At 75.0% G+C, this 26,997-nt stretch carries 12 protein-coding genes and 1 pseudogene; 7 read left to right on the top strand and 6 right to left on the bottom strand.

Annotation, left to right across the window (positions count from 1 at the left end):
* Positions 1-109: 109 nt before the first annotated feature.
* On the top strand, positions 110-805 hold the full coding sequence (locus OG802_RS32445; protein ID WP_329416345.1) for an SH3 domain-containing protein: 696 nt from the start codon (positions 110-112) through the stop codon (positions 803-805).
* A gap of 218 nt (positions 806-1,023) precedes the next feature.
* On the opposite strand, the gene msrA is transcribed toward OG802_RS32445, so the two are convergent.
* Positions 1,024-1,536 (bottom strand): peptide-methionine (S)-S-oxide reductase MsrA, encoded by a 513-nt coding sequence (msrA, locus tag OG802_RS32440; protein ID WP_329416342.1) that lies wholly within the window; start codon positions 1,534-1,536, stop codon positions 1,024-1,026.
* A gap of 277 nt (positions 1,537-1,813) precedes the next feature.
* Between msrA and OG802_RS32435 the strand changes: the two genes are divergently transcribed.
* The 5 genes and pseudogenes from OG802_RS32435 to OG802_RS32415 all read left to right on the top strand — a co-directional run.
* Positions 1,814-2,689, top strand: a complete 876-nt coding sequence (locus OG802_RS32435; protein WP_329416339.1) for a 5'-methylthioadenosine/S-adenosylhomocysteine nucleosidase — start codon at positions 1,814-1,816, stop codon at positions 2,687-2,689.
* A gap of 64 nt (positions 2,690-2,753) precedes the next feature.
* Entirely contained in the window at positions 2,754-7,493 is a 4,740-nt protein-coding gene (locus OG802_RS32430; protein WP_329416337.1) for a trypsin-like peptidase domain-containing protein, read from the top strand.
* Positions 7,494-7,542: 49 nt separating this feature from the next.
* The gene (locus tag OG802_RS32425) at positions 7,543-8,352 is read left to right on the top strand and encodes a peptide deformylase (protein ID WP_329416335.1); all 810 of its coding nucleotides are present in this window, start codon (positions 7,543-7,545) and stop codon (positions 8,350-8,352) included.
* Positions 8,353-8,739: 387 nt separating this feature from the next.
* Positions 8,740-10,347 (top strand): glycoside hydrolase family 43 protein, encoded by a 1,608-nt coding sequence (locus OG802_RS32420; protein ID WP_329417583.1) that lies wholly within the window; start codon positions 8,740-8,742, stop codon positions 10,345-10,347.
* A 126-nt stretch (positions 10,348-10,473) separates the two neighbouring features.
* Positions 10,474-11,511 (top strand): annotated as a pseudogene (locus OG802_RS32415) (endo-1,4-beta-xylanase); the annotation flags it as partial.
* A 214-nt stretch (positions 11,512-11,725) separates the two neighbouring features.
* Here OG802_RS32415 and OG802_RS32410 read toward each other — a convergent pair.
* The 5 genes from OG802_RS32410 to OG802_RS32390 all read right to left on the bottom strand — a co-directional run bounded on the left by OG802_RS32410 (position 11,726) and on the right by OG802_RS32390 (position 25,251).
* A complete protein-coding gene (locus OG802_RS32410) occupies positions 11,726-12,145 on the bottom strand; it encodes a hypothetical protein (protein ID WP_329416332.1) in 420 nt (139 codons plus the stop codon).
* A gap of 82 nt (positions 12,146-12,227) precedes the next feature.
* The gene (locus OG802_RS32405) at positions 12,228-18,533 is read right to left on the bottom strand and encodes a hypothetical protein (RefSeq protein ID WP_329416330.1); all 6,306 of its coding nucleotides are present in this window, start codon (positions 18,531-18,533) and stop codon (positions 12,228-12,230) included.
* 51 nt (positions 18,534-18,584) lie between these two features.
* Positions 18,585-21,191, bottom strand: coding sequence for a hypothetical protein (locus tag OG802_RS32400; protein ID WP_329416328.1), 2,607 nt, complete (start codon positions 21,189-21,191; stop codon positions 18,585-18,587).
* Between the two features lie 55 nt (positions 21,192-21,246).
* Positions 21,247-24,171: a DUF6603 domain-containing protein gene (locus tag OG802_RS32395; protein ID WP_329416326.1), complete on the bottom strand. Its 2,925-nt coding sequence runs from the start codon at positions 24,169-24,171 to the stop codon at positions 21,247-21,249.
* Positions 24,172-24,177: 6 nt separating this feature from the next.
* Complete coding sequence (locus OG802_RS32390) at positions 24,178-25,251, bottom strand: WD40 repeat domain-containing protein (protein WP_329416324.1); 1,074 nt, start codon at positions 25,249-25,251, stop codon at positions 24,178-24,180.
* Positions 25,252-25,631: 380 nt separating this feature from the next.
* Here OG802_RS32390 and OG802_RS32385 point away from each other — a divergent pair, with 380 nt between their 5' ends.
* The gene (locus OG802_RS32385) at positions 25,632-26,906 is read left to right on the top strand and encodes a DUF2235 domain-containing protein (RefSeq protein ID WP_329416322.1); all 1,275 of its coding nucleotides are present in this window, start codon (positions 25,632-25,634) and stop codon (positions 26,904-26,906) included.
* Positions 26,907-26,997: the final 91 nt, after the last annotated feature.

Raw genomic sequence — 26,997 nt, 5'->3', positions numbered from 1 at the left:
CGCCGCTGTCCCTCCGAGAGGACAGCCCCGAGGAAGGACGGTTCCCCTCCGTCTCAGCCCGTCCCACGGATTCCCGGGCCCCCCGGTCCGGATCGACTAGGAGGCAGCGATGACCTGGCGAGTCGCGAACAGTCTGGAGACGCTGCGGCACCAGATCGACGCGCGTTTCCCGGAGCGCAGCCGCGCGGCCGACGGCGCCATCGGCGACGCGGCCCACCAGACGCGCGACAGCGACCACAACCCCTGGTACGGGCCGGGGATCGTCACCGCGCGGGACTTCACCCACGATCCGTCGCACGGGCTCGACATCCAGACGGTCGCCGACCAGTTGCTCGGCAGCCGCGATCCTCGGATCAAGTACGTCATCGCCAACCGGCGGATCGCCACCAGCGGCACCTGGCAGTGGGGGCCGTACACGGGTCCCAACCCCCACGAGGCGCACTTCCACCTGTCCGTGGTGGCCGACCCGCGCTGCGACGAGGCCCAGGCCTGGAGCCTGCCCATCCTGGTCGACGCGCCCGACGTGCCCGACGTGCCGGTCGTGCCCGACCTGGTGCCGGGCGCCTTCGTCACCTGGGGCACCGGCGTCAACGTGCGGGCGGCGCCGCGTCTCGACGCTCCCGTCGTGGCCGTGCTGCCGGGACCGACGCAGGTGACGGTGTCCTGCCAGACCAGGGGCGACACCGTCAGCACCGCGGGGCATGTCAACGACGCCTGGGCGTTCGTCCCGGCGCTCGGCGGCTACGTGTCCAACATCTTCATCGACGACCCGGCCGCCTGGCTGCCGGGCGTCGGCGAGTGCTGAGTCCCTGAGTCCGCGCCGGGATCCGTCCGCGCACGGCCGGGCTCCGGCTCCGGTCCTGCCGGACGGCCGCCCATGGCGCCCGAGGGCGCCCGCGGGCCGGGAACCAGGCCGGGAGCCGGGAGCCCACCACCCTGCGGTCACCGGGTGTCGTCAGTGGGCACGGGCTCGCGGTGAACCGTCCCGCCCGGCGGCGGAGCGGGCGGCTCGGCTCCGGCGGATCAGCTCTGCGCGCGGGTGGGCAGCCGCCATCCCGGGCGAGGGAAGTGGCAGGTGTATCCGTCGGGGTAGCGCTCCAGGTAGTCCTGGTGCTCGGGCTCGGCCTCCCAGAAGGGCCCGACCGGCTCGACCTCGGTGACGACCTTGCCCGGCCACAGTCCGGAGGCGTCCACGTCCGCGATGGTGTCCTCGGCGATCCGCTTCTGCTCGTCGTCCACGTAGTAGATCGCGGAGCGGTAGCTGAGGCCGATGTCGTTGCCCTGGCGGTTGCGGGTGCTCGGGTCGTGGATCTGGAAGAAGAACTCCAGGATCGCGCGGTAGTCGGTGAGGCCGGCGTCGAAGTGGATCTCGATGGCCTCCGCGTGCGTGCCGTGGTTACGGTACGTCGCGTTCGGCACGTCGCCCCCGGTGTATCCGACCCGGGTCTCCGTGACGCCCGGGAGCTTGCGGATCAGGTCCTGCATCCCCCAGAAGCATCCCCCCGCGAGCACGGCCCTCTGCGTCTGCGCTGCCATGTCGGCTCCTTCCCTCCGGTGGCCGCGGCCACCTCGTGCCGGTGGCCCGGGCCGCCCCGTGCTCCCGCGCACACCCTCGGCCTGTCGGCCACTGTCGCTACAGCGCGTACAACGGGCACGGCCCCCGAACAATTCCGCGCCCCCGCCGTTCGTCCGCCGCCGTCGGCGCGAGCCGGGGCCCGGTCCGAGCGCACACCTGCCTCGGGGGCCGACGATTTCCTCATTAAACGTGCTCAATCCCGTATGTACGGCGACGAGTTGGCAGTACCGTGGCCGGGTGTCCGAGACCCGCGCCACCGCACTCGTCCTCACAGCCCTCCCGGTGGAGTACGACGCCGTGCGCACCCACCTCGCACACCCCGAGGAACGCGTCCACGAGGACGGCACCCGGGTCGAGTGCGGCCCGCTCGACGACTCGTCCTGGAACCTGGCGATCGCGGAGCTCGGCGAGGGGGCCGTGACGGCCGCCGCGCTCACCACACAGCTGGTCGGTTGGCTCCGCCCGGAGGCGGTGCTCTTCGTGGGAGTCGCGGGAGGGCTCAGGGACGACATCGGCATCGGCGACGTCGTGGTGGGCACGAAGGTGTACGCGGTCCAGGGCGGCAAGCGGACCCCTCAGGGATTCCTCGCCCGGCCGCAGACCTGGCACGGCTCGCACCGGCTGGTGCAGGCGGCGCGGTCCGCGTTGCGGCAGATGCGGGACGTGCCGGTGCACTTCAAGCCGATCGCCTGCGGAGACGTGGTCCTGGCCGACGACAGGTCGGAGTACGCCGCACACATCCGCGAGCACTACAACGGCGCCTGCGCCATCGAGATGGAGGGCTCCGGCGCGGCCCACGCGGCCCATCTGAACGGCCAGTTGGACGCCCTCGTGATCCGCGGCGTCAGCGATCACGCCGACGCGGACAAGCACAGGGCGGACGCCTCGGGCTCCCAGCAGCGGGCCGCCGAGCAGGCCGCCCGGGTGGCGGTGGCGGTCCTGCGCAGGCACCGGCCGCGCGCCGGCTCGTCCGGCGGCGGCGCCGTGCGGGATCCCGGCCGTCCCGGCTCGCACCACGACACCGCCCGCGCCCAGGACGGAAGCCCTCCGGTCTTCCGGGACGCCGCGTTCGGCAGGCCCGCCGCAGGGCGCAGCGGGGAGCCGGAGCGGTGAGCCGGAAGTCCGCGGGCCGCGGACGGGCGACAAGCACGGCGCGCGAGCGGCCGGGGCCGGCGTCATGACCGCTCACCTCGAAAAGCTCCTGCGCGCGTGCACGGTCCTGATCTGCGACGAGCGGGGCGACCCGGCAGGATCGGGGTTCTTCGCGGCCCCCGGGCTGGTGGTGACGGCGGCCCATGTGGTCGGCGCGGCGGGCGAGGGCGTCACGGTCCGCTGGAACGACTCCCCGGTCGCCGTGCTCGGCGTCGAGTGGCAGGACCCGCGCGAGCCGCTCGACGACGGGCTGTGGGACCTTCCCGACCTCGCCCTGCTGCGGGTGGACGCGGACGCGGCGCACGGGCATCCCTGTGTGCTGCTCGGCGAGGGCAGACCCGGAGCGAGGGTCCTCGGAGAGGGCTACACCCGGGGCCTGAGCGGCGGCTGCGCGCGCGACAGCGTGCGGCTGGAGCTGGAGTCGGACCGCCCGATCGGCCGGGTCACGGTGTTCAAGTGCAAGGACTCCGTCGTCGACGAGGGGTTCGGCGGCGGCGCCCTCCTCGACGTGGACGAAGGCCGGGTCGTCGCGGTGATCAAGGGGCAGCGCACCGGTCCCGTCGCCCTCGGCGGGGTGGCGGTGGGCGTCACGGTCCTGCGCGAGCGGCACCCGGCCCTGTGGGCGGCGAACGAGCGCTTCCACTACACCGACCGGCGGTGGGAGTTCGCCCGTCTCGACGACTCGCGCACGACCGATCCCGCGAGGGCGACGGAGGCGTTCCTGCGGCTGGTGCGGGAAGCGGTCGGCCGGCGTCCCGCCATCCTTCCCCCGGGCGGGAGCAGGCCCGACATCCACCAGATCCCCTCCGTGCGGGTGCTGCCGCTCGACGCGCGCGACGCTGCGGCGGGGCGCCACGACGGCTCCCTCGACGAGATGGGGCCGCGCGACGTGGGATTCGACGGGGTCATCCGCTGGTCGCCGCTGAGGGCGAGCTGGCGGGCGGTCGTCCTGCGGGGCATGCCCGGACACGGCAAGTCGTGGTTGCTGAACACTCATGCCGAGACGATCGCCGGCGACGCGCTGAAGCGGCTCGCCGACGACGCGGGCGCCTGGACGTCTGTCCCGGTGCCGGTCCTGGTGGACTGTGCGGCGCTGGGCAGGCTGCTGCCCGCCCGGGTCACCCGCGACGGCGTCCTGGACGCGCTGGTCGCGGCAGTCCGGCAGGAGGCGGACCCGCTCGACGGCACGGCCCCGGACGCGGTGGTGCGCATCGCCCACGCGGACGGGCGGCTGGTGGCGTGCCTGGACGCGCTGGACGAGGTCGGCACCGCCGACTGGGAGAAGGTGCGGCAGGCGCTGCCCGTCCTCGTCGAGCACGGGAACCGGCTGCTGGTCACGTCCCGGCCCTACGGCCAGCTGCGCACCCACACCTCCGGCCTCGGAGGATGCCTGCACGCGGAGGTCATCGGGTTCTCCGCCGGGCAGGTGTTCGCGTTCGCCCGCGGCTGGTTCTCCGACGACCCGGCGCGCGGCGAGGAGCTGGAGGCCGAGCTGCTCGACCGTCCCGAGCTGCGGGATCTGGCCAGGGTTCCCCTGCTGGCGGCGTTCCTGTGCAGCCTGGCCGCCGAGGGCGACCAGGTGCGGGTGCTGCCGACGACCCGGGCGCAGATCTACCGATCGGTCATCCTGGGCGCGCTCTCCGGACGGTGGCGCGCCCCGGGCCGGCAGGCGGTGGACCCGGACGAACCGCCCGAACCGAAACTCCGGCTGGACATCCTCGCCGACGCGGTCGGACGGCTGGGCCGGCCCTGGCGTTCGAGGGTCGACCGCTTCCCCCGCGCGGAACTCGCCGCCGCCCTGCGCGAGCACCCGCGGTACGCGCTCGCCGAGTCCGAGGCACAGGCCCGCTGGTGGGCGTGGCGCAGCCTGCGCCCCACCGCGGCCGACCGGATCAGGCCGCCCGGCCGGGACCCGCTGATCTGGGAGTACATGTTCGACGGCCTGCTCGCCCACGACGTCTCGGACAGCGGTGAGCCGGCGCTGCGGTTCGTCCACCCGGTGCTCGGCGAGTTCTGCGCGGCGGCCCATGTGGCGGCGCTGGGCGAGGACGGGCTGCGGGAGGCAGTGGAGGCGCATCGCTGGTTCGACGCGTCCTGGCAGGAGGTGTGGCCGCTGACCGCCGACCTGATGGCGGAGCCGGACACGCTCGTCGCCCTGCTCGTCGACTCGCCGTCGGACGCGTGGTTCGAGCAGACGTTCCTGGCGAGCCGGTGCGTCGCGGCCGCCGGCCCGCGGGTACGTCCTGAGCTGCGCGAACGCGTGGTGTCCAGGGTGCTCGCCGCCGCGCGGCGCTGGCGGGCGTTCGACCGGGACCGTGCCCTGATCCACCTCGGCGACCTCGTGCGCGCGCGGCTGCCGGAGGCCGTGGCGGCCGCGCACGCCCTGCTCGCGGACGATCCGGGAGTGGCCGCCCGGATGAAGACCGCCGCCGCCCTCGCCGAGACCGGTGACGACGTCGGCCTGGAGATCGTGCGGGCGTCGCTCACGGACCAGGGCATTCCGGCCGCGTACCGGGCCTGGTGCGCGAGGGCCGCGGTCGTCGTCGAGGACCCGGCCGGACTGGCCGCCCTGCTCGCCGCCGTCAAGGGCGCCCGCCGGGTCGGGGAGCTGAAGCTGCTGGTCGGCGCGGTGCCCGTCGAGAGCAGGGTGGGCGGCGCGCTGGCGCTGCAGATCCTGCGCGACCAGCGCGTGCACGGCACCATCCGGGCCGCCGTCGGTTCGGCGGTGGTGCACGCGGGCGGGGAGGAGCGGATCCGGCTGGCGAAGGAGCTGGCCGGGACGCCGCTGACGTCCTGGGGCGTGCGGGCCGCGCTGATCGCCGAGCTGCTCTCCGTGGGCGAGGACGACGTCCTTCCCCTGGGGCTGGATCTGTTCGACGACCCCAATCTGTCGGCGACGCAGCGCGTCACGCTGGTGGAGGCGCTCATCCGCCGCGGTCAGACGACCGTCGTCCCGCGCGCCGTGGCCATGCTGGAACGGAGCGACGTGTACTGGGACCAGCGGCGGCGGCTGGCCGGGTCCATCGCCGAGGTGGGCGGAGCCGGTGTGCGGGAGCTGCTGCGGCAGGTCCGTTCCCCGCTGTCGCTCGAACTGAAGATGCGGCCCATCATCGCGCTGGTCGAGGTGGGCGAGTGTCTGGAGCTGGCCGCCGAACTGGTCGCCGACACCGGGGCGCCCTCGTGGGTGCGCAGCCGGGTCGCGACGAGCCTCCTGCACCGCGGCTATCCGTCGACGTCGCACGACGTGCTGAGGGCGCTCGCCGCCGAAGCCGTTCCCGGGCACCCGTTCCAGGGCGAGCTGATCACCGCCATGCTGGCGCGCAGGATCCCCGGCGCCGGGGACGCGGCGTGTGCGCTGCTGGCCCGCAGCGCCGCCTCGAAGGACCCCGAACAGGTGCAGAACCAGTTCATCGCCGACCTCACTACCGCCGGACCGGAGGGCCGTGCGGCGCTCGTCCGCATCGCGCGCGACGACGGGCTGTCCGAGGAGGACAGGGCGCTGGCCGTGATCGCGCTGGGCGACACGGCGCCCGACGAGGCGGCACGGCTGGCCCTGACCCTGTCGGGCCGCGTCTCGCGGTTCACCGACTCCCGGATGACCCTGCTGCTCGGCGACAAGGGCGTCGTGGAGCTGGCCGACCGGCTGGAGGGACTCCTGGACGAGGAGCCGGCCGTCTACGGCACGTTGTTCCGGCTGCTGGGCAGTTCGCGGGCGGACCGGGAGCTGGTCGAGCGCCTGCTGCCGACCGGTCACCGGGCGGCGGGGCACTCCGCTCCCGAGCCGCGCCCCACAACGAAGATCGGCCCGGAGTATCTGGAGGGGGCCGGTCTGACCTGGTCGTCCGAGGCGGAGCGCGACTCCCTCGTCGGCTGGATCATGGGCCAGTTGGAGGAGCGGGTCGGGCGCAGGATCAGCGTGTTCCTCACCCCGGACCAGCTGAACGAGTTCGGACAGCTGGAGAGCGCGGAGCAGGGGGTCGACTTCCTGGCCACCCGCTCCGCGGGCTACCCCGAGCTGGTCCTCAGTCAGATGAAGGCCCTGCAGGAGGAGATCCGACAGGACCCCGGCCGGGTCCCGCACTTCGAGGCCCGGGACGTTCCGCCGTTGCGCCGGCTGTCGTTCGTCGCCGACACGCTCAACGAGTGGGTCAACGTCACGAGGACCCGGGGAGAGGCCGCCGGAACCGGCTTCTTCGAACGCAACGCGCGCACCATCATCAGCGAGGACGCCCGGGACCTGCTCGTCCTCGCCTGCCGGATGACGCCGGCTCTCAACCCCTACCGAGGGCATCTGTACCTGGTGCAGATGGCGTTGCGGGACGGCGGGAAGACGACCCTGCGCCGGATGACCGAGCCCGCGCGGATGTACGACCTGATGCGCGACTTCCTCAGCGAGGGCGACGGCAGCGGCCTTCTGGACACCGCGCTGGCGCGGCTCGCGCTCTCCCCCCGGTCCGAAGTGGCCTACTTCTACGGTGCGTTGGGCGCGGCACTGACGGAACATCCGGACCTCAGCGTGCGGCTGATGCAGGAGAGCGGGCGTCTGGCCGCTCCGGGCCAGCGGGCGGACGGCCTGGCGACCCTCAATGAGCAGGCACTCCGGTTCGGTTGGCCGGACGACCTGGTCCGCCGTCTGCGCGAGGCACTCGGCGGCGACGACGACGGCGACGGGGACGGGGACGGGGAAAGCACGAGCCGCGACAGCGACAGCGGCGACAGCGAGGACGAGGATGACAGCAACAGCCGTGAAGAGGGGGCGACATGACGGCCCGACGGCGGGGCGTCGCGGCGGTGGCGCGCCGTCTCCCGTGCGGGTGACCGCGGGGCCCGCGTGTCCCCGCCGTCGCGACGGTCAGGGCTGCGCGCCCCTCAACGAGGTCGTCGTCGGCGCGGGCCCGGGCGCGGCGCCGGAGAGTTACGCGGCCTGTTCCTGCGGCCGTCGGTTCCCGCTGCCGAACGCCGCGAGGCGCCGGCTGGACGAGGCGGTCGCCGGCTGGCGTGGGGTGCCGCCGGCGGCCGGGGAACCGGCCGCGGCGCGTGCGCTGGACTCGCTGCTGGAACGGGTCGTCTGGCCCGCCGAGCGGGCGAGCCGGCTCTCCCGGCAGGGCGTCGTCCCGGTCGGCACGCCGGTCCTGCACCGGCCGGCCGAGCCGGTGACCGTGATCAGCCCCGGTCTCGTGCGGTTCGCCCTGCACATGGTGGCGGTGATGCGGCGGGCCGGTGGCGTCGGGCTGGCCGCCAACCAGGCGGGCGCTCCCGTCCGGGTACTCGCGCACAACCTGGGCCGGGTCGTTCCCCAGATGCTGGTCAACCCGAGGATCGTCGGGTCGCACGGGACGTGGACGTACGGCGAGGGCTGTCTGTCGCTGCGCGTCGAGGGGGCGGCAGCCGACGTCGTGCGCCCCAGGGTCGTCACCGTGGTCGCCACCCTGCTCGACGGCAGGGTGCTCGCCGTCCGGGCCGACGAGGTCCTCGCCCGCGTCCTCCAGCACGAGGTGGACCACCTCGACGGCATCGTGTACGTGCAGCGCCTCGACGACGCGGAACTGGCGGCGGTGCACGCCCTGGTCGAGCGGGCGGGCGGCGACCCGGCCCGCCTGCCTTCCCGCCCGTACGGCAGCTGACCGCAGCGGACCGGATCCGTCGGGAGGCGTGACAGGACGCCCGGCGATGGCGTGGACGGTCACGCGGCTCCCTTTCCCGGGCGCGGCAGACAGGGGATGTCCGGAGCGCGGATCCGTCAACACCGCGGTTTCGACAGGTGCAGGGCGTTTCGGGATTTCGCTGGGCTTTCGGATCGTGGCCCTCGCGCCATCGCCGTCGAAGCGGTGTGAATCCCGAAAGATTTCGATGTGAATGGCGAATCATGCGGAGCATATTGACGGGAGCTGTCGGCCTCCTATGATCCTGATTGCTCGGCAATTCGATTGATGTTCGCACTATCGAACCTTCAAGGATCGCCCCCGACACCCGGCACCGCACCCTCCTCACAGAGAGATCGATCCATGACCATGTCATGTCCTGATCAACCCGTGGGACGTCGCCGGGTGCTGGCCGCCGCCACCGGCCTCGCCGCGGGCGCCCTGCTCCCCCACGAGGCGGCCCGCGCCGCCGCCTCGGCGTCCTTCACCAATCCCGTGATCTGGCAGGACTTCGCGGACATCGACGTGATCCGGGTCGGCGCCGTCTACTACGCGTCCGCCTCGACGATGCACTACTCGCCCGGGGCCCCCGTGCTGCGCTCCTACGACCTGGTGAACTGGGAGATCGCCGGACACTCGGTGCCCCGGCTCGACTTCGGCGCCAAGTACGACCTCAACGGCGCTCGCGGCTACGTCCGGGGCGTCTGGGCGTCGTCGCTGGCCTACCGGCCGGGCAACAGGACCTTCTACTGGCTCGGCCAGATCGACTTCGCCCGGACCTACGTCTACACGTCCCCCGCCGCCGAGGGGCCCTGGAGCCGGCTGACGACGATCGGCACGCCGTACTACGACGCCGGCCTCCTCGTGGACACCGACGACACCCTGTACGTGGCGTACGGAAACACCACCATCAGCGTGGCCCAGTTGTCCCCCGACGGACGTCAACAGGTGCGCTCCCAGCAGGTGTTCACGACGCCCTCCGGCATCGGCACCCTCGAGGGCTCCCGTTTCTACAAGATCAACGGGCAGTACTACATCTTCCTGACCCGCCCGGCGAACGGCCAGTACGTTCTCAAGTCGTCGGGCGGCCCGTTCGGTCCGTACACCCTGCGCCAGGTCCTTCTCGACCTGCGCGGCCCGGTCCCCGGCGGCGGCGTGCCGCACCAGGGCGGGCTGGTGCAGACGCAGAACGGCGCCTGGTACTACATGGCCTTCGTGGACGCCTACCCGGGCGGCCGGATGCCGGTCCTCGCACCCGTCACCTGGACCTCGGACGGCTGGCCCGTCGTCCAGCTGGTGAACGGCGCGTGGGGCGCCTCGTACCCCCTTCCCTCACTGCCCGCGCCGCCCCGCCAGGTCACCCCCATGACGGGCGTCGACACCTTCGACGGGACGACGCTCAAGCCGAGGTGGGAATGGAACCACAACCCGGACGACACCCGGTGGTCGGTGAACGACGGACTGACCCTGCGCACCGCGACCGTCACCGACGACCTCTACTGGGCCCGCAACACGCTCACCCACCGCATCCAGGGCCCCTCCTCCACCGCCACGGCCGACCTCGACCTCTCCGGCATGCGGGACGGCGACCGGACCGGACTCGCGCTGCTGCGCGACTCCTCCGCCTGGATCGGCGTCCGGCGCGACGGCGGCGTGAACCGGCTCGTGATGGTCAACGGGCTGACCATGGACGGCAGCTGGAACACCACCGGCACCGGGAGGGAGGTGGCCTCCGCGCCCCTGGCCGGCAACCGCGTCCGACTGCGCGCCGCCGCCGACATCCGCCCCGGCGCGGCCCGGTCCGCGGTCTTCTCCTACAGCACCGACGGCGCCGCCTTCGTCCGCCTCGGCCCCGCCTTCTCCCTCGGCAACGACTGGCGGTTCTTCATGGGCTACCGCTTCGCCCTCTTCAACCACGCCACCCGAGCGCTCGGCGGAGCGGTCCGCGCCACCCGCTTCGAGGTGTCCGTGCCCTGAACCGGCCCCGTCCCCCTGCCCCGTCCGGCCGAACCTTCTGCCGGACGTCCGCCCGAAGTCCCCCCGAACCTCCACCCGCACCATCCACCGCACCATCCACCCGCACCCGACCGCACGAGGAGAGACATGAACCCGCTCAAACGGCTCGGCGCACGCCGAGCCTCGGTGTTACCCCTGCTGGCCGTGGCCGCCCTGGCCGCACCGGGGGCCGCGAACGCCGCGTCCGACGGACACGACGCCGTCCGGGCCTCCACACTCGGCGCGCAGGCCGCCCAGTCCGGACGCTACTTCGGGGCCGCGGTGGCCGCCGGCAGGCTCGGCGACGGCACGTACGTCGGGATCCTGGACCGCGAGTTCAACTCGATCACCCCCGAGAACGAGATGAAGTGGGACACGACCGAACGCTCCCGCGGCTCGTTCAACTTCGGGCCCGGCGACCAGATCGTCAACCACGCTGCGGCCCACGGCCAGCGCGTGCGCGGCCACACGCTCGTGTGGCACTCCCAACTGCCCGGCTGGGTCGGCTCCATCCGGGACGCCAACACCCTGCGCGGCGTCATGAACAACCACATCACCACCGTGGCCAACCACTACAAGGGCCGCGTCTACGCCTGGGACGTGGTCAACGAGGCCTTCGCCGACGACGGCAGCGGCCGGCACCGCTCCTCGGTGTTCCAGAACCTGCTGGGCGACGGATTCATCGAGCAGGCCTTCCGCACCGCCCGCTCGGCCGACCCGGCGGCCAAGCTCTGCTACAACGACTACAGCATCGAGGACTGGAACTCCGCCAAGACCCAGGGCGTCTACCGCATGGTCCGCGACTTCAAGTCGCGCGGCGTGCCCATCGACTGCGTCGGCTTCCAGTCCCACTTCGGCGCCGGCGGACCTCCCGGCAGCTTCCAGACGACGCTGTCGAACTTCGCCGCGCTCGGTGTGGACGTGCAGATCACCGAACTGGACATCGCGCAGGCGCCGGCGAACGCGTACGCCAACACGGTGCGCGCATGCCTGAACGTCGCGCGCTGCAAGGGCATCACCGTCTGGGGCATCCGGGACAGCGACTCCTGGCGCTCGGGGGAGAACCCGCTGCTGTTCGACCGCAACGGCAACAAGAAGGCCGCCTACCGGTCGGCGCTCAGCACGATGGGCGGCACGCCCACGGCACGGCAGGTCGGGGCACAGTAGGTCGGGGCACAGCAGGTCGCGGCGCCGACAGCCCTCCAGGACCGGGACATCATCCACGGTCACATGATCCGCGCCGGATGGTCACGGCGGTCCCCCGGCCGGTGCCGGGGGACCGCACCCGTGCGCAGGTCCACGAGCCGCGGGGCCGGTGGGCCGGTGGGCCGGCAGGAGTGGGTTCCGCGCAACCCGTGGGTCAGCAGGGCGACAGCGAGGCGCCGGGAACGGAGAGCGACACCTCGGTGTCGTCGCTCCACGAGCAGACCTCCAGCCATGACAGGTAGCCGTCCTGCGTGAAGACGAGGACCTCGCCCGGGTACTCGCCCGCCTCGGTGAGGAACTGCGCCGACGCCGCCACGACGGTGCCGGGACCGGTGGGCGCGGCCTCCACCTCGTCGGTGCGCACGGCGAAGAACGCGGTGCCGCACCCGCAGGAACAGCGCGACAGGACACTCAGATGCGGAAGCTGGCGCCGCAGCGCGACATGTACGGGACGCGCGGGGTCGAGCATCGTCTCCAGCGCGGCGGCCACGTCGGCGGGCAGGCGGGTGGCTGCGTCGGCCGACGGGTCGGCGGGCGGATCGGCGGGCAGGTCGGCGGCCAGGGGCTCGGTCATCGCCTCACCGTATCCGGCCGGGCGGCTCCGGGCCCGGCCCCCGCTGCGCCCCGGCCCCCTCCCTCGGAGGTGTCCGGACCGCTCAGGGCCAGGGCTCCGTGGGACGCACCGTGTCGAAGGCGAGACCGCTGGAACTCTCGCCCGTGCCGGGGGACTTCTCCCGGCGCACCCAGCTGTGCCAGGAGCCGTCGACCCAGCGGGCCAGCACCGGGCGCCGGGTGACCTGCACCCCCTCGCGCGGCACCTCCTCCTCGTGCACCCACAGACCGGGCGTGAGCAGACGGCCCTGGGGGCCCGGCCGGGGGCCGGGACCGGGACCGGCGAGATCGGCCAGCCGGAAGCGGATCCGCGCGGTGCGCACCGCCTCCGGCACGAGCGGATACCAGTAGCCGGGGACGTCGGTCTGGAGGGCGTAGGCGGGCGGGGCACCGGCCGCGAGCGGTTCGGCGGACGGGCCGGCCGGCTCGCGGTCGCGGCGGTCGACCTGTTCGCCCCGGCCGTCGGTGTAGTGGTGCTGCACGGCCCAGGCCAGGTTGGCCAGTTCGTCGCGGCTCAGCGCCACGCGCTCCGCCGGCCGCCCCGCCTGGCCGCTCTCGGTGGGGAGCATCAGCAGTCCGGACGCCGCCGGATGATCCGGGTCGGGGCTGTGCAGGGTGAACATCGACCAGGCCGGGTCGTCCCGGCCGGCCCGGCCGATCAGGTGGTGGCGGCCGAAGACGTCGCGGACCACGAGCCGGTCCAGGACGGTGAGGGAGGCCGCCGGCACCTCCAGCGGCGTCAGGAACCAGTCGTTTCCGTAGACCGTGGCGAACGAGATCAGCAGCAGCCGGCCGGTGTCCAGCGTGGACACGTCCGCCGCGCCGAGGTCGACCCGTGCGTCCTCCATCTCCCAGAACCGGTCCGCGGGCAGCCCGCCGTAGCGGACCGTCGAGGGCAGGCCCTCCTCGGTGAAGGCCTGCCGCGGTCCCGGCTGCGCCGCCGGGGTGTCCGGGTCGGGCTCGACATCCAGGCAGTACCAGTCGAGCCCGTCGCCCTGGTACTCCTCGGCGCGCAACACCGTTCCGCCGGTGGAGAGTTCGGCCGCGTACTCGAAGCGGTGCGGGTCGAAGCAGTCCGGGCCGCGCCCGGCGAGCCGCTCCGCCCACCAGGCCCGCCACCGTGCCGCCGTCTCACCGATCCGCGGATCCGCCGTGCCGTCGAAGGAGCCCGCGTCCAGCGCCGCCGCGACCGCCGCCGCGTCGGGCATCCTGCCGTCGAGCAGTCCGATCAGGCTCGCGTCCGCCTCGTCGGCCGCGTCCGCCGGGAGCCGGTGGGGGGCGAGTGCCGGGCGGGCGGCGTCGAGCAGTCCCGCGTCGTCGAGCATCCTCACCAGCGCGGCGCCACCCTCGGCGCGCAGCCGCTCGTCCACCCGGACGGGCTCGTCCTCGATCTGGCAGTCCAGCGGGCCGAGGCCGGGGTCGTAGGGCACCCAGTCCGCGGCGCCGTCCGGCCGCCAGGCGTCGACGGGCGTGCTGCCGCCGCTCATCCGGGCGACGGCCGGGGATCCGGCGTCCTGCGCGGCGAACTCCCCGAACTGCCACTGCCGGGTGAGCAGCCACAGCGGGTCGTGCACCCGCGCGGCCAGCCCGGACTCGACGTCGGAGGTGCGGTGGCGGGGCTCCAGCCGGAAGGGCCCGTCCGGGTCGGTGTTCGGCCTGCGGGTCTCGATGCGGGCGAGGGCCCGGCCGGTCGCGCCGTGCTGCGAGATCCGGATGCCCGGCAGCAGGTCGTCCAGCTGCGGCAGGTCGGACAGGTCGACGGCGCGCAGCTTCGCCAGTTCGAGCGTCTCGCGCAGCACCTGCACCAGGCCGTCGGAGGTCCAGCCGCGTTCGAGGTCCGGCGGCACCGCGACGAGCAGGCTGTGCGGGGCCTTGGCGTCCGGCCGGTCGTAGTGGAAGGCGACGCCGGTCAGTTCGGTCTGCGCGACGCCGCCGTCCGCGGCCGCCGGGCCGTCCGGCGGGGGCGGCTGGTCGGATCCGGGCAGCAGCTCGATCCATTCGTCCAGGACGACGCCGACGACGGCCGCGCCGGGTGTGAGGCCAGCCGGTGCGTGCCATACGAGGTGGACGGTGGCGGGTGGACGCCGTCCGGCCGGGAAGGCGCCGCCGATCCAGGCGTCGGCCTCGGCGGTCGGATGCTGCGCCGCGCGCAGCGGTTCGGTGCGGTCTGCCCGGGCTCCGGCGAGCAGCAGCGTCTCGTGCAGGGTGCGCACGGTCGGTCGCACGGCCGCGTTGCGCCGCAGCCAGTCCTCGACGTCGGCGCCCGGCAGGCCGGTGCGGCCGGCCGGCGGCCCGCTCGGCGCGGTGACGTCGGGCAGGAGCGGCAGGTCCGCGCCGAGCACCTCGGTCAGCGCCGCGCGGGCCTTGGCGAGCCAGGATTCGGCCGAGTCCGGCGTGACCTGCGCGGCGGCCAGCTCGCGCAGACCCGGCAGGGCGGGGTGCCCGGCCGTCGCGGGGCTCGCGGCGAAGGCGGCGAGCCGCGTCCGCAGCGCGGTCGTGTCGGCCGCGGCCGTGCCGGGTTCGGCGGGCAGATGGGCCGGGAGCAGGGGCTGGGCGGTGGACAGCAGCGACCGGATCCTGACCGCCCGCCCGTGCAGGGCGTTCCAGCCCGGGCCGGCGAAGGTCACCGCCGTGCCGGGCGGGACGCCGAGGACGGCCTGGACGGCGCCGCGCAGCCCGGCCGGTTCGGCGGCGGCCACCTCCAGGACGGTGCGCAGCGCTCCCGCCCCCAGCCGGTCGGCCGTCACGGCGAACGTCCGCGCCCCGTCGTTGCCGTCGCCGACCGGGCCCGAGCCGCCGGCGGCCTGTCCGTCGCCCCGGCTTTCGGTGCCCGGCCCGTCGCCGCCCTCTCCGACGCTGCTCTCGCCGGCACCCGGGTTCCCGCCAGCCTGACCGTCGCCGTCCTGTCGGTCGCCGTCCTGTCGGTCGCCGTCGTGTCCGTCGCCGTCGTGTCCGTCGTCGGAAGGCGTGCCGAGTGTTCCGGTCAGTGTCCAGTCGGACGCCGGGCCCAGCAGGTGGGCGACCCACGACTCCAGCGCGGGTTGCAGCGCGGCGAGCGGGTCGCCGGGCCACTGGGTGGGGGTGCCCGGCTCGGCCGGCAGCAGCGCGGCCAACCGGTGGGTGAGCGCGCGGGCGCGGTGCGGGGTGCGCAGGACGCGGAACGTGTCGGGGACGTCCTCGCCGCGGCCCAGCGTGTCGGCGGTGAGTCCCGCGCGGACGGGGTTGCCTCCCACCAGTTGGTGCACGCTCTCGGCCAGCACCACGTCGCCCACGGCGTCCAGGGCGTCGGCGAGGTCGTCGAGCAGCGGGGCGACGACGGCCCGGTCGCCCGGCGGGACCACCGGCGCCCCGTCGATGACGCTGGGCAGGTCGGGCGCGCCGGCCCCGGCCCGCACGAGCGCCATACCGTCGACGACGTTGCGCGCGGAGACGGCCTCCGCGCTGCGCGCCCACAGCTGTGCCGCGGACGCCTCGGCGGGTGGGTCGGGCACGACCGGAAGGGGGAACTGGCGGCGGAAGCGTTCGACGAGGTGGTCCGCCTCGGCGTCGTGCAGGGTCCGTTCGAACCGGTAGCCCAGCAGGGAGCCCAGGTTCTGTCCCTGGCGCACACCGCCCAGCAGCCGGCGGGCGACGCGGGCACGGCGGGAGGTGAGGGCGACGGCGTAGGTCTGCTCGTCGGGGTCGCTGAGGAAGCCCGACCGCAGGACGGCCGCGGTGGCCGCGTGCTGGAGCGAGGGGGCGTGGATGTAGCCGTCCGCGGCGGAGACCTCGACGGTGGTGTCGACGTCGTCCAGCCGGATGTCGACCTCTTCCCGTTCGCCGGGCGGGAGCAGGTTCTCCACCCAGCCGTAACAGGCGAACCGGACGCCGTCGACGCCCGACGCCCGCAGGTCGGCCAGCCGCCGTGAGGCCAGTGAGGTGATCCACGCGTCCAGTCGGTGCGCGTGGACGTCCACGACCTCCAGGAGCAGTTCGGGCAGCCGGGCCACCGGGACGGCCGCCAGGGTCCGCAGCGCCTGCTCCAGGCGGGGCAGCGCGGCGGCGGCGCGGGCGGCGTCCGCGATGCGCCGGGGGCGTTCCCGCTCGCCCAGTCCCTCCAGCGTGTCGGCCACGAGTGCGTCCGTGTCGGCGGTGGCGGCCAGCGCCCGGCGCAGGGGGTCGTCGTCGCCGGCACCGCCGTCGCCGCCGCTCGTGAAGGCCGACCAGTTGGGCAGGAACAGCAGGGCGTCGAGCACTCCGCTCGCGTCCGGTGGGGCCTCGGGCGTCACGTCCGGCGGCTGCTCGCCCTCCGGCGGCGCCTCTCCCCCGCCGCCGGTCCCGTCTCCCTCGGTCCCCTCTCCGCCGGTGCCCTCTCCGCCGGACGCCTCGTCCGTCCCGGCGGCCTCGTCCGTCCCGGTCGTCTCCCCCGGCTCCTCAGTCTCCGTCTCCCCCTTCCCCGTCTCCTCCGTGTCCTGCGGAAGGTCGAAGAACGTGCTGCGGCGGGGCGGGGTCTCGCGGCCCGAGGAGAGGTCGACCGGCCATGCGCGGTCATAGCTCCCGGCGTCCAGTTCGCCCGCCAGGAAGGCGCGGACCGCGCCGAGGTAGTCCGCGGTGGCTGCGGCGCGGGCCGGGAAGCCGACCGGGTCCGGGGTGAGCCTGGCGACGAACTCCGGGACGCCGGTCCTTTCGTCCCGGTCCCAGCCCAGGGAGGTCCAGCCGTCGCCGGACGCCGTCCACCGCAGCAGGCTGTCGGGCGGCAGGCCGGGCAGGCCCGGCCGGGCGGGGGGCTCGTCGCGGGGCGTCGCGGGCACGGCGAACGCGGGACCGGACATGCGGCGCATCGCCAGACCCGTCGCCACGGGCAGCCGTTGCAACGCCTCCACCGCGACCTGGTCGACCGGCTCTCCGGGCCGCACCCGCGGGATCGGGTCGATGGCCTCCTCGTCGTCCACCGCCGCGCGCCAGCGTCGTCGCAGCCGCTGGAGCCACGGCGCGAGCAGGGCGTCGACGTCGTCGGCGCGTTGCGCGCGCCAGTCGTCCAGCGCGGTGACGGGGAGCACGCCGTACGGCTGGCGGCCGACCCGGAGCGTCGGCAGCGGCCCGCGGCTGCGGACGTGCTCGGCCAGGTGGTCGCGGACCGCGCGCCACGGCCGTTCCGGCGCGACGACGCGGTCCTGCCGGGTGCCCAGGTCCACGAGGCTCATCGCGGCCTCGGCGAAGCCCTGGCCGAGCGTCGGCCAGGTGAGGAGGGTGAGGGCGGCGACGGCGTCGGCGTCGGCGTCGTCCGCGCCGGAACAGCCGCGCAGGAAGCCGGGGTCGGGCAGCGCGAGCGCGGTCGCCAGCGTGTCGGCGGCGGGGCGCTCGCCCTGCGCCGGGTCGGGTTCGGGGCCCGGGTAGGCGGGGGCCGAGGACCAGCCGGAGCGGGCGCGCGGGGTGTTGTTGGTGGGGGTGCCGGGCGGCAGCAGACCGAGTCCGTCGCTGAACCGGTGGCCGTGCAGCAGGTCGCGCAGCCGGGCCGCGCCGTCCGCCGGGGAGTCGTCGCGCACCCCGGTGACGAGCAGTTCGTCCAGGCTCTCGGGGGCGCCCGGCGGGAGGATCAGCTCGACGCCCATGCCCGCCTTGACCGCCTCGAACCAGTCGGTCTCCCAGCCCTCCTCCTCGTCGCGCAGGAGACCGATCGGCAGCGGGTCGGGCACCGGGCGGCCGAGCTTGTCCACCACCACCTCGCCGTCCCGCAGGCCGAGGAAGCGCCACCGCCGGGGCATCGGGACCGTCCGGCGCGGCCGTTGCAGGGGGTCGTCGGGGCGCGGAGCGGCCGGCGGGGCGCCGGGGCGGGCGGCGCGCACCGCCCAGGAGGCGCGTGCCGGGCGCAGCGCGGTGAGGGTCTCCTGCCAGGCCTGCGGCGAGGGGTCGCTCCAGTACGCGTCGGCGGCGGCCTTCTCGGCCGGGGTCAGCCCGGGGTCGAACGGGGAGAGCAGGACGTCGTCCGGATAGATCCGCACCCGTAGCGTGCTCGGCTCCCACCAGATCGTCTCCACCCGCACCGGTACGCACGCGATCGGCGCGCTGTTGTCGGCGGCGAACAGCGGGGCCTCCTCCCCCAGGGCGCGTCGGAGGTCGTCTTCCGCCGCGGGGATCAGGGAGTTCAGCCCGTCGGCCGTGCGCCGCAGTTCCGCGTGGGCCGCCTCGGCTTCGGCGAGCAGTTCGACACCGGGGCGTTGGCCGAGTTGGACGGGGTCCGGGAGGCCGGCCCGCACGGCGTCCTGGAGGCGGCGCACCACGGCGAGTTGTTCGTCGGCGAGGGCCTGTGCGGCATCCGCTTCTCTGCGTGCGCGCGTCAACTGGGCGCGGGCGGCGAAGGTGTCGGTCATGACCGCGGTGCTCCTGTCGTCGGCGCGGGGTGGCGCGGTGGGGGGCGGTGGTCACTGGTTCAGCAACGTGGCTGCCTTGAAGGCGAGTTGGAACGGCCGCTGGAAGGCGATGCGAGCCATGTCGGCGGCGTCGCGGCCCCATTGCGCGGCGTCGGGCGGTGGTGGGTCGGGGGCGGGCGGTGCGGGGTCCAGGCGCACGCACGCGAGGGGGGCCGTGCCCACGGCGGACCAGGCGAGGTCGGCCCAGGACGTCATCGGGGCGGGCTGCTTGCCGGAGTCGAATCCGAACCGGGTGCCGTGCATCGGCTCGCGGAACACGAAGAACCAGTCCTCGGCGCGGGCCCGTGTCTCGTCGAGGCCGGGGAAGAGGTAGAGCACGGTGGACTCGTCCAGCGCCAGGGGGGTGGCCGGCACCCCGTCGAAGTCGGCGGGCAGTCTGCCGCCCACCCCGCGTACGGCGTGCAGGGCGGTGCCGGGGAAGCGGCGCAGCAGTTCCGCGCGCACGAGCATCACCAGGTCGCCCGTGCCGCCGGTGCGCAGACCGCTGCCGAGCGGGCTCTCCGGGGGCCACAGCGCGATCTCCTCGACGTCCGCGCCGTCGCCGGGCCAGAACCGGGCGAAGGGGGTGCCGCGCTGGTCGGTGGGGAACTCCCGCCACAGCAGCTCGCGGTTGAACTCGTGGTTGAGGCCGACGAGCAGCGCGGCGATGAACTCGGGGTTCGTCTCCAGGAGGGTCACCGAGTCGGGCGGCAGGGAGCCGATGCCGGGCAGCGCCCATTCCGGCCAGCGGGCCAGGATCTCCTCGGCGATCGGCACGGTGAACCTCGGGTGGGCCATGATCGGCCGCAGCGGGCGGTCGTCGGTCTCCGCGCGGTCCGTCCAGAAGTCGGCGGGGATGCGGTCGGCCAGGCGCAGCAGGTGCAGGCGGGTGGGGCTGATCCGGTCGCGCAGTTCGCCGGGCAGGCCGGCGTCGGGGGCGTCGTCGCCCATCACGCCCATCCTGCGCAGTCCCTGGACGAGGACGGGTTCGGGCGCCGGTGCGTCCTGCGGGGCGCCGCCGGCGGTGCGCCGGGCGCGGCGGGCCGGTGCGCCGTTGCGGCGGGTCAGCCGGGTGAAGGAGGTGCCCGCCGTGCCCGCGGGCACCTCGTCGTGCGCCGAGGCCAGCAGTGCGGCCAGGGTGGTCGTGGGGGCGGCGGCCGCGTCGCCGGCGGACAGTCTGACGCGTCCGCCGGCCGGCGCCATGAGGGTGACGAGGTCGGCCGGGGACAGCCGGTCGAGGTGTTTGCGCTGGGCCCGTTCGGCCGCGGCGGCGGCCAGTTCCCCGGCCGCCAGCAGCCGGTTGGCCCGGCGGATCTCCCCGACCTGCTCCCAGGCGCGGGCCATCAGGAACTCCTGTTCCAGTTGCACGTAGCGCGCGCCGAGCGCGGCGGCCACCCGGCGGCGCACCTCCAGGTTCAGCGTGGTCAGCCAGCTGTCCGCCTCGGCGGGCACGGTCTGGCGGCCCGTGTGGTGGCTGCCGTACAGCGGCGGGGCGACGGCGGTGACGTCCCGGTCGGCGGGCGGTCCCTCGGCGGGTTCCGCGGGCCGCCCCTCGTCCCCGGTCCCGCCGCCGTCGGTGGCCACGGCGTCCGCCTCGGCCTCGCGCGTGGTGGCGACGTCGGTGCGGCGGTGTGCCGGTGCGTCGAGGCGTGCGCGGACGACGGCGCGGAACAGGTCGCGGACGGCGGGGTCGGTCCACGCCTCGGGCGCGGCCGTGCCGGGCGCCCGCAGTGCGCCGTCCAGGGTCACCTCGGCCGGTCCGACGGCCATCTCGGGGGGCCGGCGCCGGCCGACGTCGATGGTGCGCCCGCCGATTCCGGCCTCGGCGGCGGGCCGGAAGCGCAGTCGTTGGGCCAGTTCCGGGAAGGTGCCCGCGGCGCCGGTGCGGAAGGTCCACCAGTGGTAGACGGGCAGGTCGACGGTGTCCCGGCCGGCGATGGGCCAGGCGTCCGCGGTGGCCGCCGCGCCGGACGCCGCCTCCAGGCCCGCGTCCCGCCCGGCGGCGGTGGCGGGCACCACGGCGGCGATCCAGCCGCGGCCGGGGGTCAGCCGGCGCGGGCACAGCAGTCGTGCCACGACGTCGGCCGAGTGGGCGCGCAGCCCTTGTTCGACGAGCCGCCGGGCGTCGGCGGCGTCGACGACGGTGTCGGGCAGGCGTGCCTCGACGTGGGCCCAGGCCCACCGTTCGCCGGGCGGGGGCAGGGCGGCGGCCGGGGCGGTGAGGACGGGCAGGGGGCGCGCGTCGCGGGGCGGGGCCGCCTCGTCGTCGGCCAGCACGACCAGTGCGATCCACGGCTGCGGGACGGGTCCGTCACGCGTGGCCGCCGTGCCCGAGGACAGCAGCCAGGGCAGGTCCGCGTGGGCCAGTTCGACTCCGGCGAGCACGTTCTCGGGGGCGTCGGGCGTGCCGGGCGGCGGTTCCTCCCGCAGCACCGTCGAGCGGTCGAAGCCGTACACGTCGCCCGGCCCGGCCAGCGACAGCGTGGGTCCCGTCACCGACGGCTCCTCGTGGCGGCCGTCGACGTCCCGGCCGAACCGCACCGAGGTGGGCAGCGCCTGCCCGGTGGCCGTGGCGCCGGCGCCGATCCGCGCCGAGGAGAAGAACCATCGCGTGCTCATGCGTCGCTCCGGACCGGGTCGTCGGGTCGTGGCGCGCGACGCGCGTGGGGCGCGCTCACGGGTGCAGTTCCCAGCGCTCGACGAGCCGCAGCGGCTCCTGCGGTCGGGCGAGCCGCCCGCGGGCGGTCTGCCAGGCGTCGGCGGTGGCGTCGACCAGGGTGACGTCGTCGAGCAGCGGCTCCAGGGTGTCGGCGGCGGCCAGGCTCCGCGTGGGCGGGCGTATCCGGACGGCCGCTTCACGCGTGCGCCAGCGGTGCAGCCGTTCGGCGGCGCTGACGCCGTAGACCGCCTCGCGGTGCAGGAGTCCGGGCCAGCGCGAGAACTCCCGCTTGTGCAGCGGCGGTTCGTACGCCGTCTCGTACCCGTCCTCGGCCCGGCGTCCGGGTGCGACGCGGATGCCGTCGGCGTGTGCGACGACCCCGCCGGCGTGGTCGGCGAACGCGGGCCGGGTGAACTGCTCCTCCTCGGTGAGGTCGAAGAACTCGCCGGGCACGAACTGCTCGGGAAGCGAGTCGAGTTCGGCGGCGGTGCGGGTGCCGCCGAGGGTGATCTCCCTGATCGTCCACGTCTGGGCCGGCACCGGCCGTCGTTCGAACCGGGAGATCGGCACGCCGAGCGGGACCACCCGCTGGGTGACGCGCAGGGTGGCGTCCGGATGGACGAGACTCCCCTGGTTCAGTTTCTCGTTCGCCGCGCGGGTGAAGACGAGCGCGGTGCGTTCGGCGGCCGGCCGCTGCGCCGCCCAGGCCTTCGACTGCGCCAGCTCGACCGTCAGCGCCTCGGTCGGATCGCGTCCGGGCCGGGCCGCGACCGCCGGCGGCGACCCCCAGCGGACGTCGAAGTCCAGGTCGACGTCCCAGAACAGCACCGAGATGCTGCCGGTGCCGAACGCGTGCCAGGGCGCCGGGCCCTCCAGGGTGAAGTCCAGGGCGATTCCCGCCAGTCGGCGGCCGAACGCGCGCACCGCGACCCCGGCCCGCGCGTGCACGGTGAACGAGAACACTGGGTCGAAGACGAACAGGGCGTCCAGGCCGAGCCAGCCCTGCACCCCGCAGCCGGCGATCATGGCCTCCAACTGCACCTGGCCGCCGAACATCACCGCGTTCGAGGTGACGGCGAAGTAGGCCTCCATGCGCAGTCCGAAGCCGTTGCCGGGGGCCAGGTCGACCTGGAGGCGGCTCAGCGCGGGCACTCCGGCGGGCCGGGTGTAGCGGGGGTGGAAGCCGCCCGCGGACAGCACGAACTCGGGTCGCCGGCCGCCGCGCACCAGCAGGTACAGCTCGCCGCGCACGGTCAGCCCGGCGATCCACGAACCGGACAGCGACACCAGCAGTTCGACGAGGGGGACGGACGGCTCGATCCGGCCGAGCACGCTCGCCTGGAGGCGGACCACCGGCACCTCGGGGTCGGGCAGCCCGACGAGGAGGCGGCCGAGGATGATCGCCCGGACGGGGGCGGGCAGTTCGAGGATGACCGCGCCGGACAGCGACACCCGGCCCGCGCTCCAGGTGAGGCGGACCATCGGCCCGACCAGGAACCGCCCGGCGGCCACCGGGAACGCCGCGCCGAGGGACGCGATGATCTCCTTCGCGCGTTCCACCGCGTGTTCCGGGAACAGCACGTGGTCGGCGTTTCCGGCGCCGACGAGCTGCTGGAGCGCGGTGGCGTCGGCACGCCGGTTGACGCCGACCAGCCCGCCGACCGCGTCCAGCGCGAACCCCAGCCCCACCTGGATCCCGGGCGGCGGGAACTGGGCCGACAGCAGCACCAGGAAGCTGGTGGGGACGTCCTTGTCGGGCGGCCGGAACAGGGCGACGGCCTGGACGCTCAGCACGCCGAGGTCGATCGAGATCAGCCCCGCGTACCCGTTGTCGCCGGTGCGCCGCACCACTCCCCCGCCGGACACCGGCGGCAGCTTCAGCTCGGTGCCCACGCTCTCCGGGAACAGCTCGCGCGGGCGCGGTTCGAGACCGGGGCGGGAGCCCGGGGCCAGCGACACGGGCAGGGCGATGCCCGCACCGTCGAGGAAGACCCGCAGCGGCAGTCCGGGCAGCGCGGCGGTGAGCGAGACGGACAGTCCCAGCTCCGGGCGGCCCCCGTCGGAGGTCAGCTGGAGGGCGGCGTCGCGGGTGGACACGCCCGGCGCGTTCAGTCGCAGCGGCAGCGGGACGCGCAGGCCGCCGTTCCCGGCGAAGCGCAGGCCGTCGACCCGGTCCGCCCTGAGGGTGACGTCGACCGCGTCGGATCCGCCGCTCATCGGGCTCGACCCGCCTAGGCCGACGAGGTCGGCGAGGGCGGCGGGCAGGACGGCGGCGGTGAGGTGGCGCAGCCCGACCTCCACGCCCGTGGGGGCCCCCGGCGCGGCGGTCACCTGGAGGGACACGCCCTCCACGGCCATCCCCGGCCCGTCGCTCATGCCGACGGCGAGCCGTCCGGTGCGCCGCAGTCCGATCGTGGCCGCGCCGGTGGGCGGCGGGGCCGCGCCGGGCGGCGGGGCGGGCGCTCCGGGTCCGAAGGAGGCGCCCCAGCCCTGGGGAGCCGTGACGGCGGCCTCCAGGGTCCACTCCCGCGCGGTCGTGGGCGGCAGGGACAGCGTCGTCCCGGGGGTGACGACCACGTCGAACACCGGGCCGCCCGGGGTCACCCCGAGGACGGCGCGGCCGGCCGCCGCTCCGGCCGGGTCGGTCAGCACCAGCGCCACTCCCACGGGCGCGCCGGGCTCCCGCCGCCAGCCGTGCAGTCTCAGCGGCTCCGGGGAGTCGCCGGCCAGGTCGCCCGCCATCTCCCGCACCAGCTCCACCAGGGAGTTCCCCGCGGGCAGGCGGTCGTGCACGCCGAGGAGGCGGCCGGCGAGCACGGTGCCGGCGGCGGACGGTTCGTCGGCCGGCTCGGGGAGGACGCGGGCCAGGCCTTCCACGGCGTCCTCGGTCAGCGTGGACAGCAGGCCGGTGACCTGGTGCAGGAGTTCCCGGGCGTCCATGGCGCGTCACCCTCCGTCGGACGTGCCGTTGTCGATGACCAGCGCGCGGTCGAAGCATCCGACGCCGAGCCGGTGTCCGTCGGGACTGAACGTCATCGTGAGCACCTCGCGCTCATCGGTGGTGACGGCGTACAGCTCCTTGCCGTCGAGGTCGAAGAGCCGCACGACGGCGTCGATGGAGGCGCTGGCCGCGAGCCGGCCGTTGGGGCTGAACGCCACATGGGTGACGGCCCCGAAGCCAGGGTCCGGCGCGCCCGGGGTGAGCTTGGGGGCCCGGCACTTCTCCACTCCGGTCTCGGCGTCCAGGACGCGGGCGAACCCGTCGGACCCGCCGACGACGGTCCACCGTCCCCTGGGGTCGAAGGCCACGCAGCTCGGGGCGGTGACCTGGTCGTCGATCTCGTCCGGGGCGGGCCACAGCTGTGCGCCGCCCTGCGCCTCGAACATCCGGGTGGTGTCGTCGGCGGCGCAGCACACCACCGTCGACCCGTCGGGGGCGAACGCGACCGCGAGCACGGCGTCGTCGGGCGTCAGCCGTCCGAGTTCCGCGCCGGTGGCGAGGTCCACGACCCGTGCGGATCCCGCCCGGCGGTGGTCTCCGCCGTGGCGTTCGTCGACGGCCAGCGCGATGCGGGCGCCGTCCCGGCTCAGGTCGACGTCGGCGATCAGCGGCGGGTCCACGGTGATCCGGCGGCCGATCGCGCCGGTGGCCTGGTCGAGGACGGCGATCAGCGTGTCGGTGGCGGCGATCACCCGCCCGTCCGGGGTGAACCGCACGCTGTTGACCGAGTGGCCGGGATCCAGGGGCCCCTGCCACAGGGCCGGGCCGCCGGAGGCGTCCAGCAGGAGCACCTGCTCGAAGTCGGCCAGGGCGATCCGGGCGCCGTCCGGACTGAACGCGACGCCGGTCACGAACCCGTCGACGCTCATGTCGACGGGGACGCCGATGCCGACCGGGCGCACCCGCAGGACGGTGTCCTCGCCGCCGGAGGCGAACCGGGCGCCGTCCGGGCTGAAGGCGATCGCCCGGACCGAACCCGCGTGCTCGACGGTGAGTGCCACGGTTCCCGGCTCGCTCATGACCGGTTCCTCCTCGTGCCTGGCCGGCCGGACCGCCCACGGGGCAGACGTCCCTCCGGGGCGCGTGCCGTCAGGGCTTGTGCGCGGTACGGGGCCCGGCAGGCGCGTCGCTCGGGCGGGGCGTTCCGCGGGGGCGGCGCGGGCTGCGCGGGGATGCGGCGTCACCGTCGGCGGGTGCAGCCGCTGCGGGGCCGGTGGGTGCTCGCGTGGACCGCTTGCACCACGTCCGACGCGTCTCCCGAGGGCCGCGTCCGACCCAACTCATCAGCGTAGTCGCTATGTCGACATGCGCCACCCGTCGACGGATGGCGTGGCCGGACCGGCGGTGCGAGCATGGAACGTGGTGCCGGACACCACTGTGCGCTCGCCAGGAGGTGGTCATGGCCAAGCGCCTCGTCGTCTGCTGCGACGGCACATGGAACTTCGCCGACCAGCCGAGCAGAACCAACGTCGCCAAGGTCGCGCTGTCCGTACGCCCGGGGTTCGCCGCCGGCAAGGAGCAACGCGTCTACTACCACAGCGGGGTCGGCACCCGGCGGCGGGACCGGCTGCGCGGCGGCGCCTTCGGCGCGGGCCTGTCGCAGAACGTCGTCGACGCCTACCGGTTCCTCGTCGAGACGTACGAGCCCGACGACGAGCTGTTCCTCTTCGGCTTCAGCCGGGGCGCGTTCACCGCCCGCAGTCTGGCGGGCCTCCTGCGCAACAGCGGCATCCTGCGCCGGGACCACGCCGACCGGATCCCCGAGGCCTGGGCCCTGTACCGGGACCGCGTCGAGCGGCCCAACGGCGCGGCGGCCACGCTGTTCCGCCGCTCCTACGCGCGCGAGACGGAGATCCGCTTCATCGGGGTGTGGGACACGGTCGGCGCGCTCGGCATCCCGGTCCCGGACGCCCCGTCGCTGCGGCCGGCGGTGAACCGGTTCAACCGCCGATGGGCTTTCCACAACACCGAGTTGAGCAGTTGGGTCAGGGCCGCGTTCCACGCGCTGGCCGTCGACGAGCAGCGTTCGGCGTTCCGGCCGGCCCTGTGGCACCGGCAGCCGGGGGCCGTCGGGGAGGGCCAGGAACTCCAGCAGGTCTGGTTCGCCGGGGTGCACTGCGACGTGGGCGGCAGCTATCGGCAGACCGGGTTGTCCGACATCGCCCTGCTGTGGATGGTCGATCAGGCCCGCCGGCACGGGCTGGAGTTCGAGGCCGAGGTGCTCGGCGAGGTGGGCCCCGAGGTGATGAGACCCGAGGAGAGCACCGACTTCCGGGTACGGCCCGACGCCCTCGGCGAACTGCACACCTCGCGCAACGGCTGGTACCGGCTGGCCAAGCCGCTGCACCGGCCCATCGGAGAGGCCGCGAACGCCGGGGGCGAGCCGGACGGCAACGAGTTCCTGGCGGTGCCCGCCAAGGAGCGCCGCGACCGCGACCCGCGCTACCGGCCGCCGGCACTGGAGCGGTACCTCGCCGTCCAGGAGCGGATACGGCTGGAGCCGGTGCTGCTCCCGGACCTCGCCGCGGGCCTGCCGCCCCTGCCACCGGCCCCGCCGGCCGACCGGCCGCCGTCCCCCGCGGACCGGGCCGACGCGTCCGACGCGGCCGGCGCGAGCCGGCCCTCCGGGGCGTCACCGTCCAGGGGCCCTCGGCGCGACGGACCGCACGGGTAGGGCCCGTACCGCGCGGGGGCGGGAAACGTGCGACAGCGGGACGCCGCCCGGCCGGCGGGCCGGGTCACAGCGCGGCGCGGGGGGTCACGGC

It is taken from the genome of Streptomyces sp. NBC_00704, assembly GCF_036226605.1.
In the GTDB taxonomy this organism is placed as follows: domain Bacteria; phylum Actinomycetota; class Actinomycetes; order Streptomycetales; family Streptomycetaceae; genus Streptomyces.
Note: the sequence above shows the minus strand (reverse complement) of the source record. Positions and strands in the feature narration are given on the sequence as shown.

Bases quoted from the DNA above. Each gene is read 5' to 3' on its own strand.
- OG802_RS32405 (WP_329416330.1), bottom strand. From the start codon at position 18,533: ATGACCGACACCTTCGCCGCCCGCGCCCAGTTGACGCGCGCACGCAGA.
- OG802_RS32400 (WP_329416328.1), bottom strand. From the start codon at position 21,191: ATGAGCACGCGATGGTTCTTCTCCTCGGCGCGGATCGGCGCCGGCGCC.
- msrA (WP_329416342.1), bottom strand. From the start codon at position 1,536: ATGGCAGCGCAGACGCAGAGGGCCGTGCTCGCGGGGGGATGCTTCTGG.
- OG802_RS32385 (WP_329416322.1), top strand. From the start codon at position 25,632: ATGGCCAAGCGCCTCGTCGTCTGCTGCGACGGCACATGGAACTTCGCC.
- OG802_RS32420 (WP_329417583.1), top strand. From the start codon at position 8,740: ATGTCATGTCCTGATCAACCCGTGGGACGTCGCCGGGTGCTGGCCGCC.
- OG802_RS32410 (WP_329416332.1), bottom strand. From the start codon at position 12,145: ATGACCGAGCCCCTGGCCGCCGACCTGCCCGCCGATCCGCCCGCCGAC.
- OG802_RS32430 (WP_329416337.1), top strand. From the start codon at position 2,754: ATGACCGCTCACCTCGAAAAGCTCCTGCGCGCGTGCACGGTCCTGATC.
- OG802_RS32395 (WP_329416326.1), bottom strand. From the start codon at position 24,171: ATGGACGCCCGGGAACTCCTGCACCAGGTCACCGGCCTGCTGTCCACG.
- OG802_RS32390 (WP_329416324.1), bottom strand. From the start codon at position 25,251: ATGAGCGAGCCGGGAACCGTGGCACTCACCGTCGAGCACGCGGGTTCG.
- OG802_RS32445 (WP_329416345.1), top strand. From the start codon at position 110: ATGACCTGGCGAGTCGCGAACAGTCTGGAGACGCTGCGGCACCAGATC.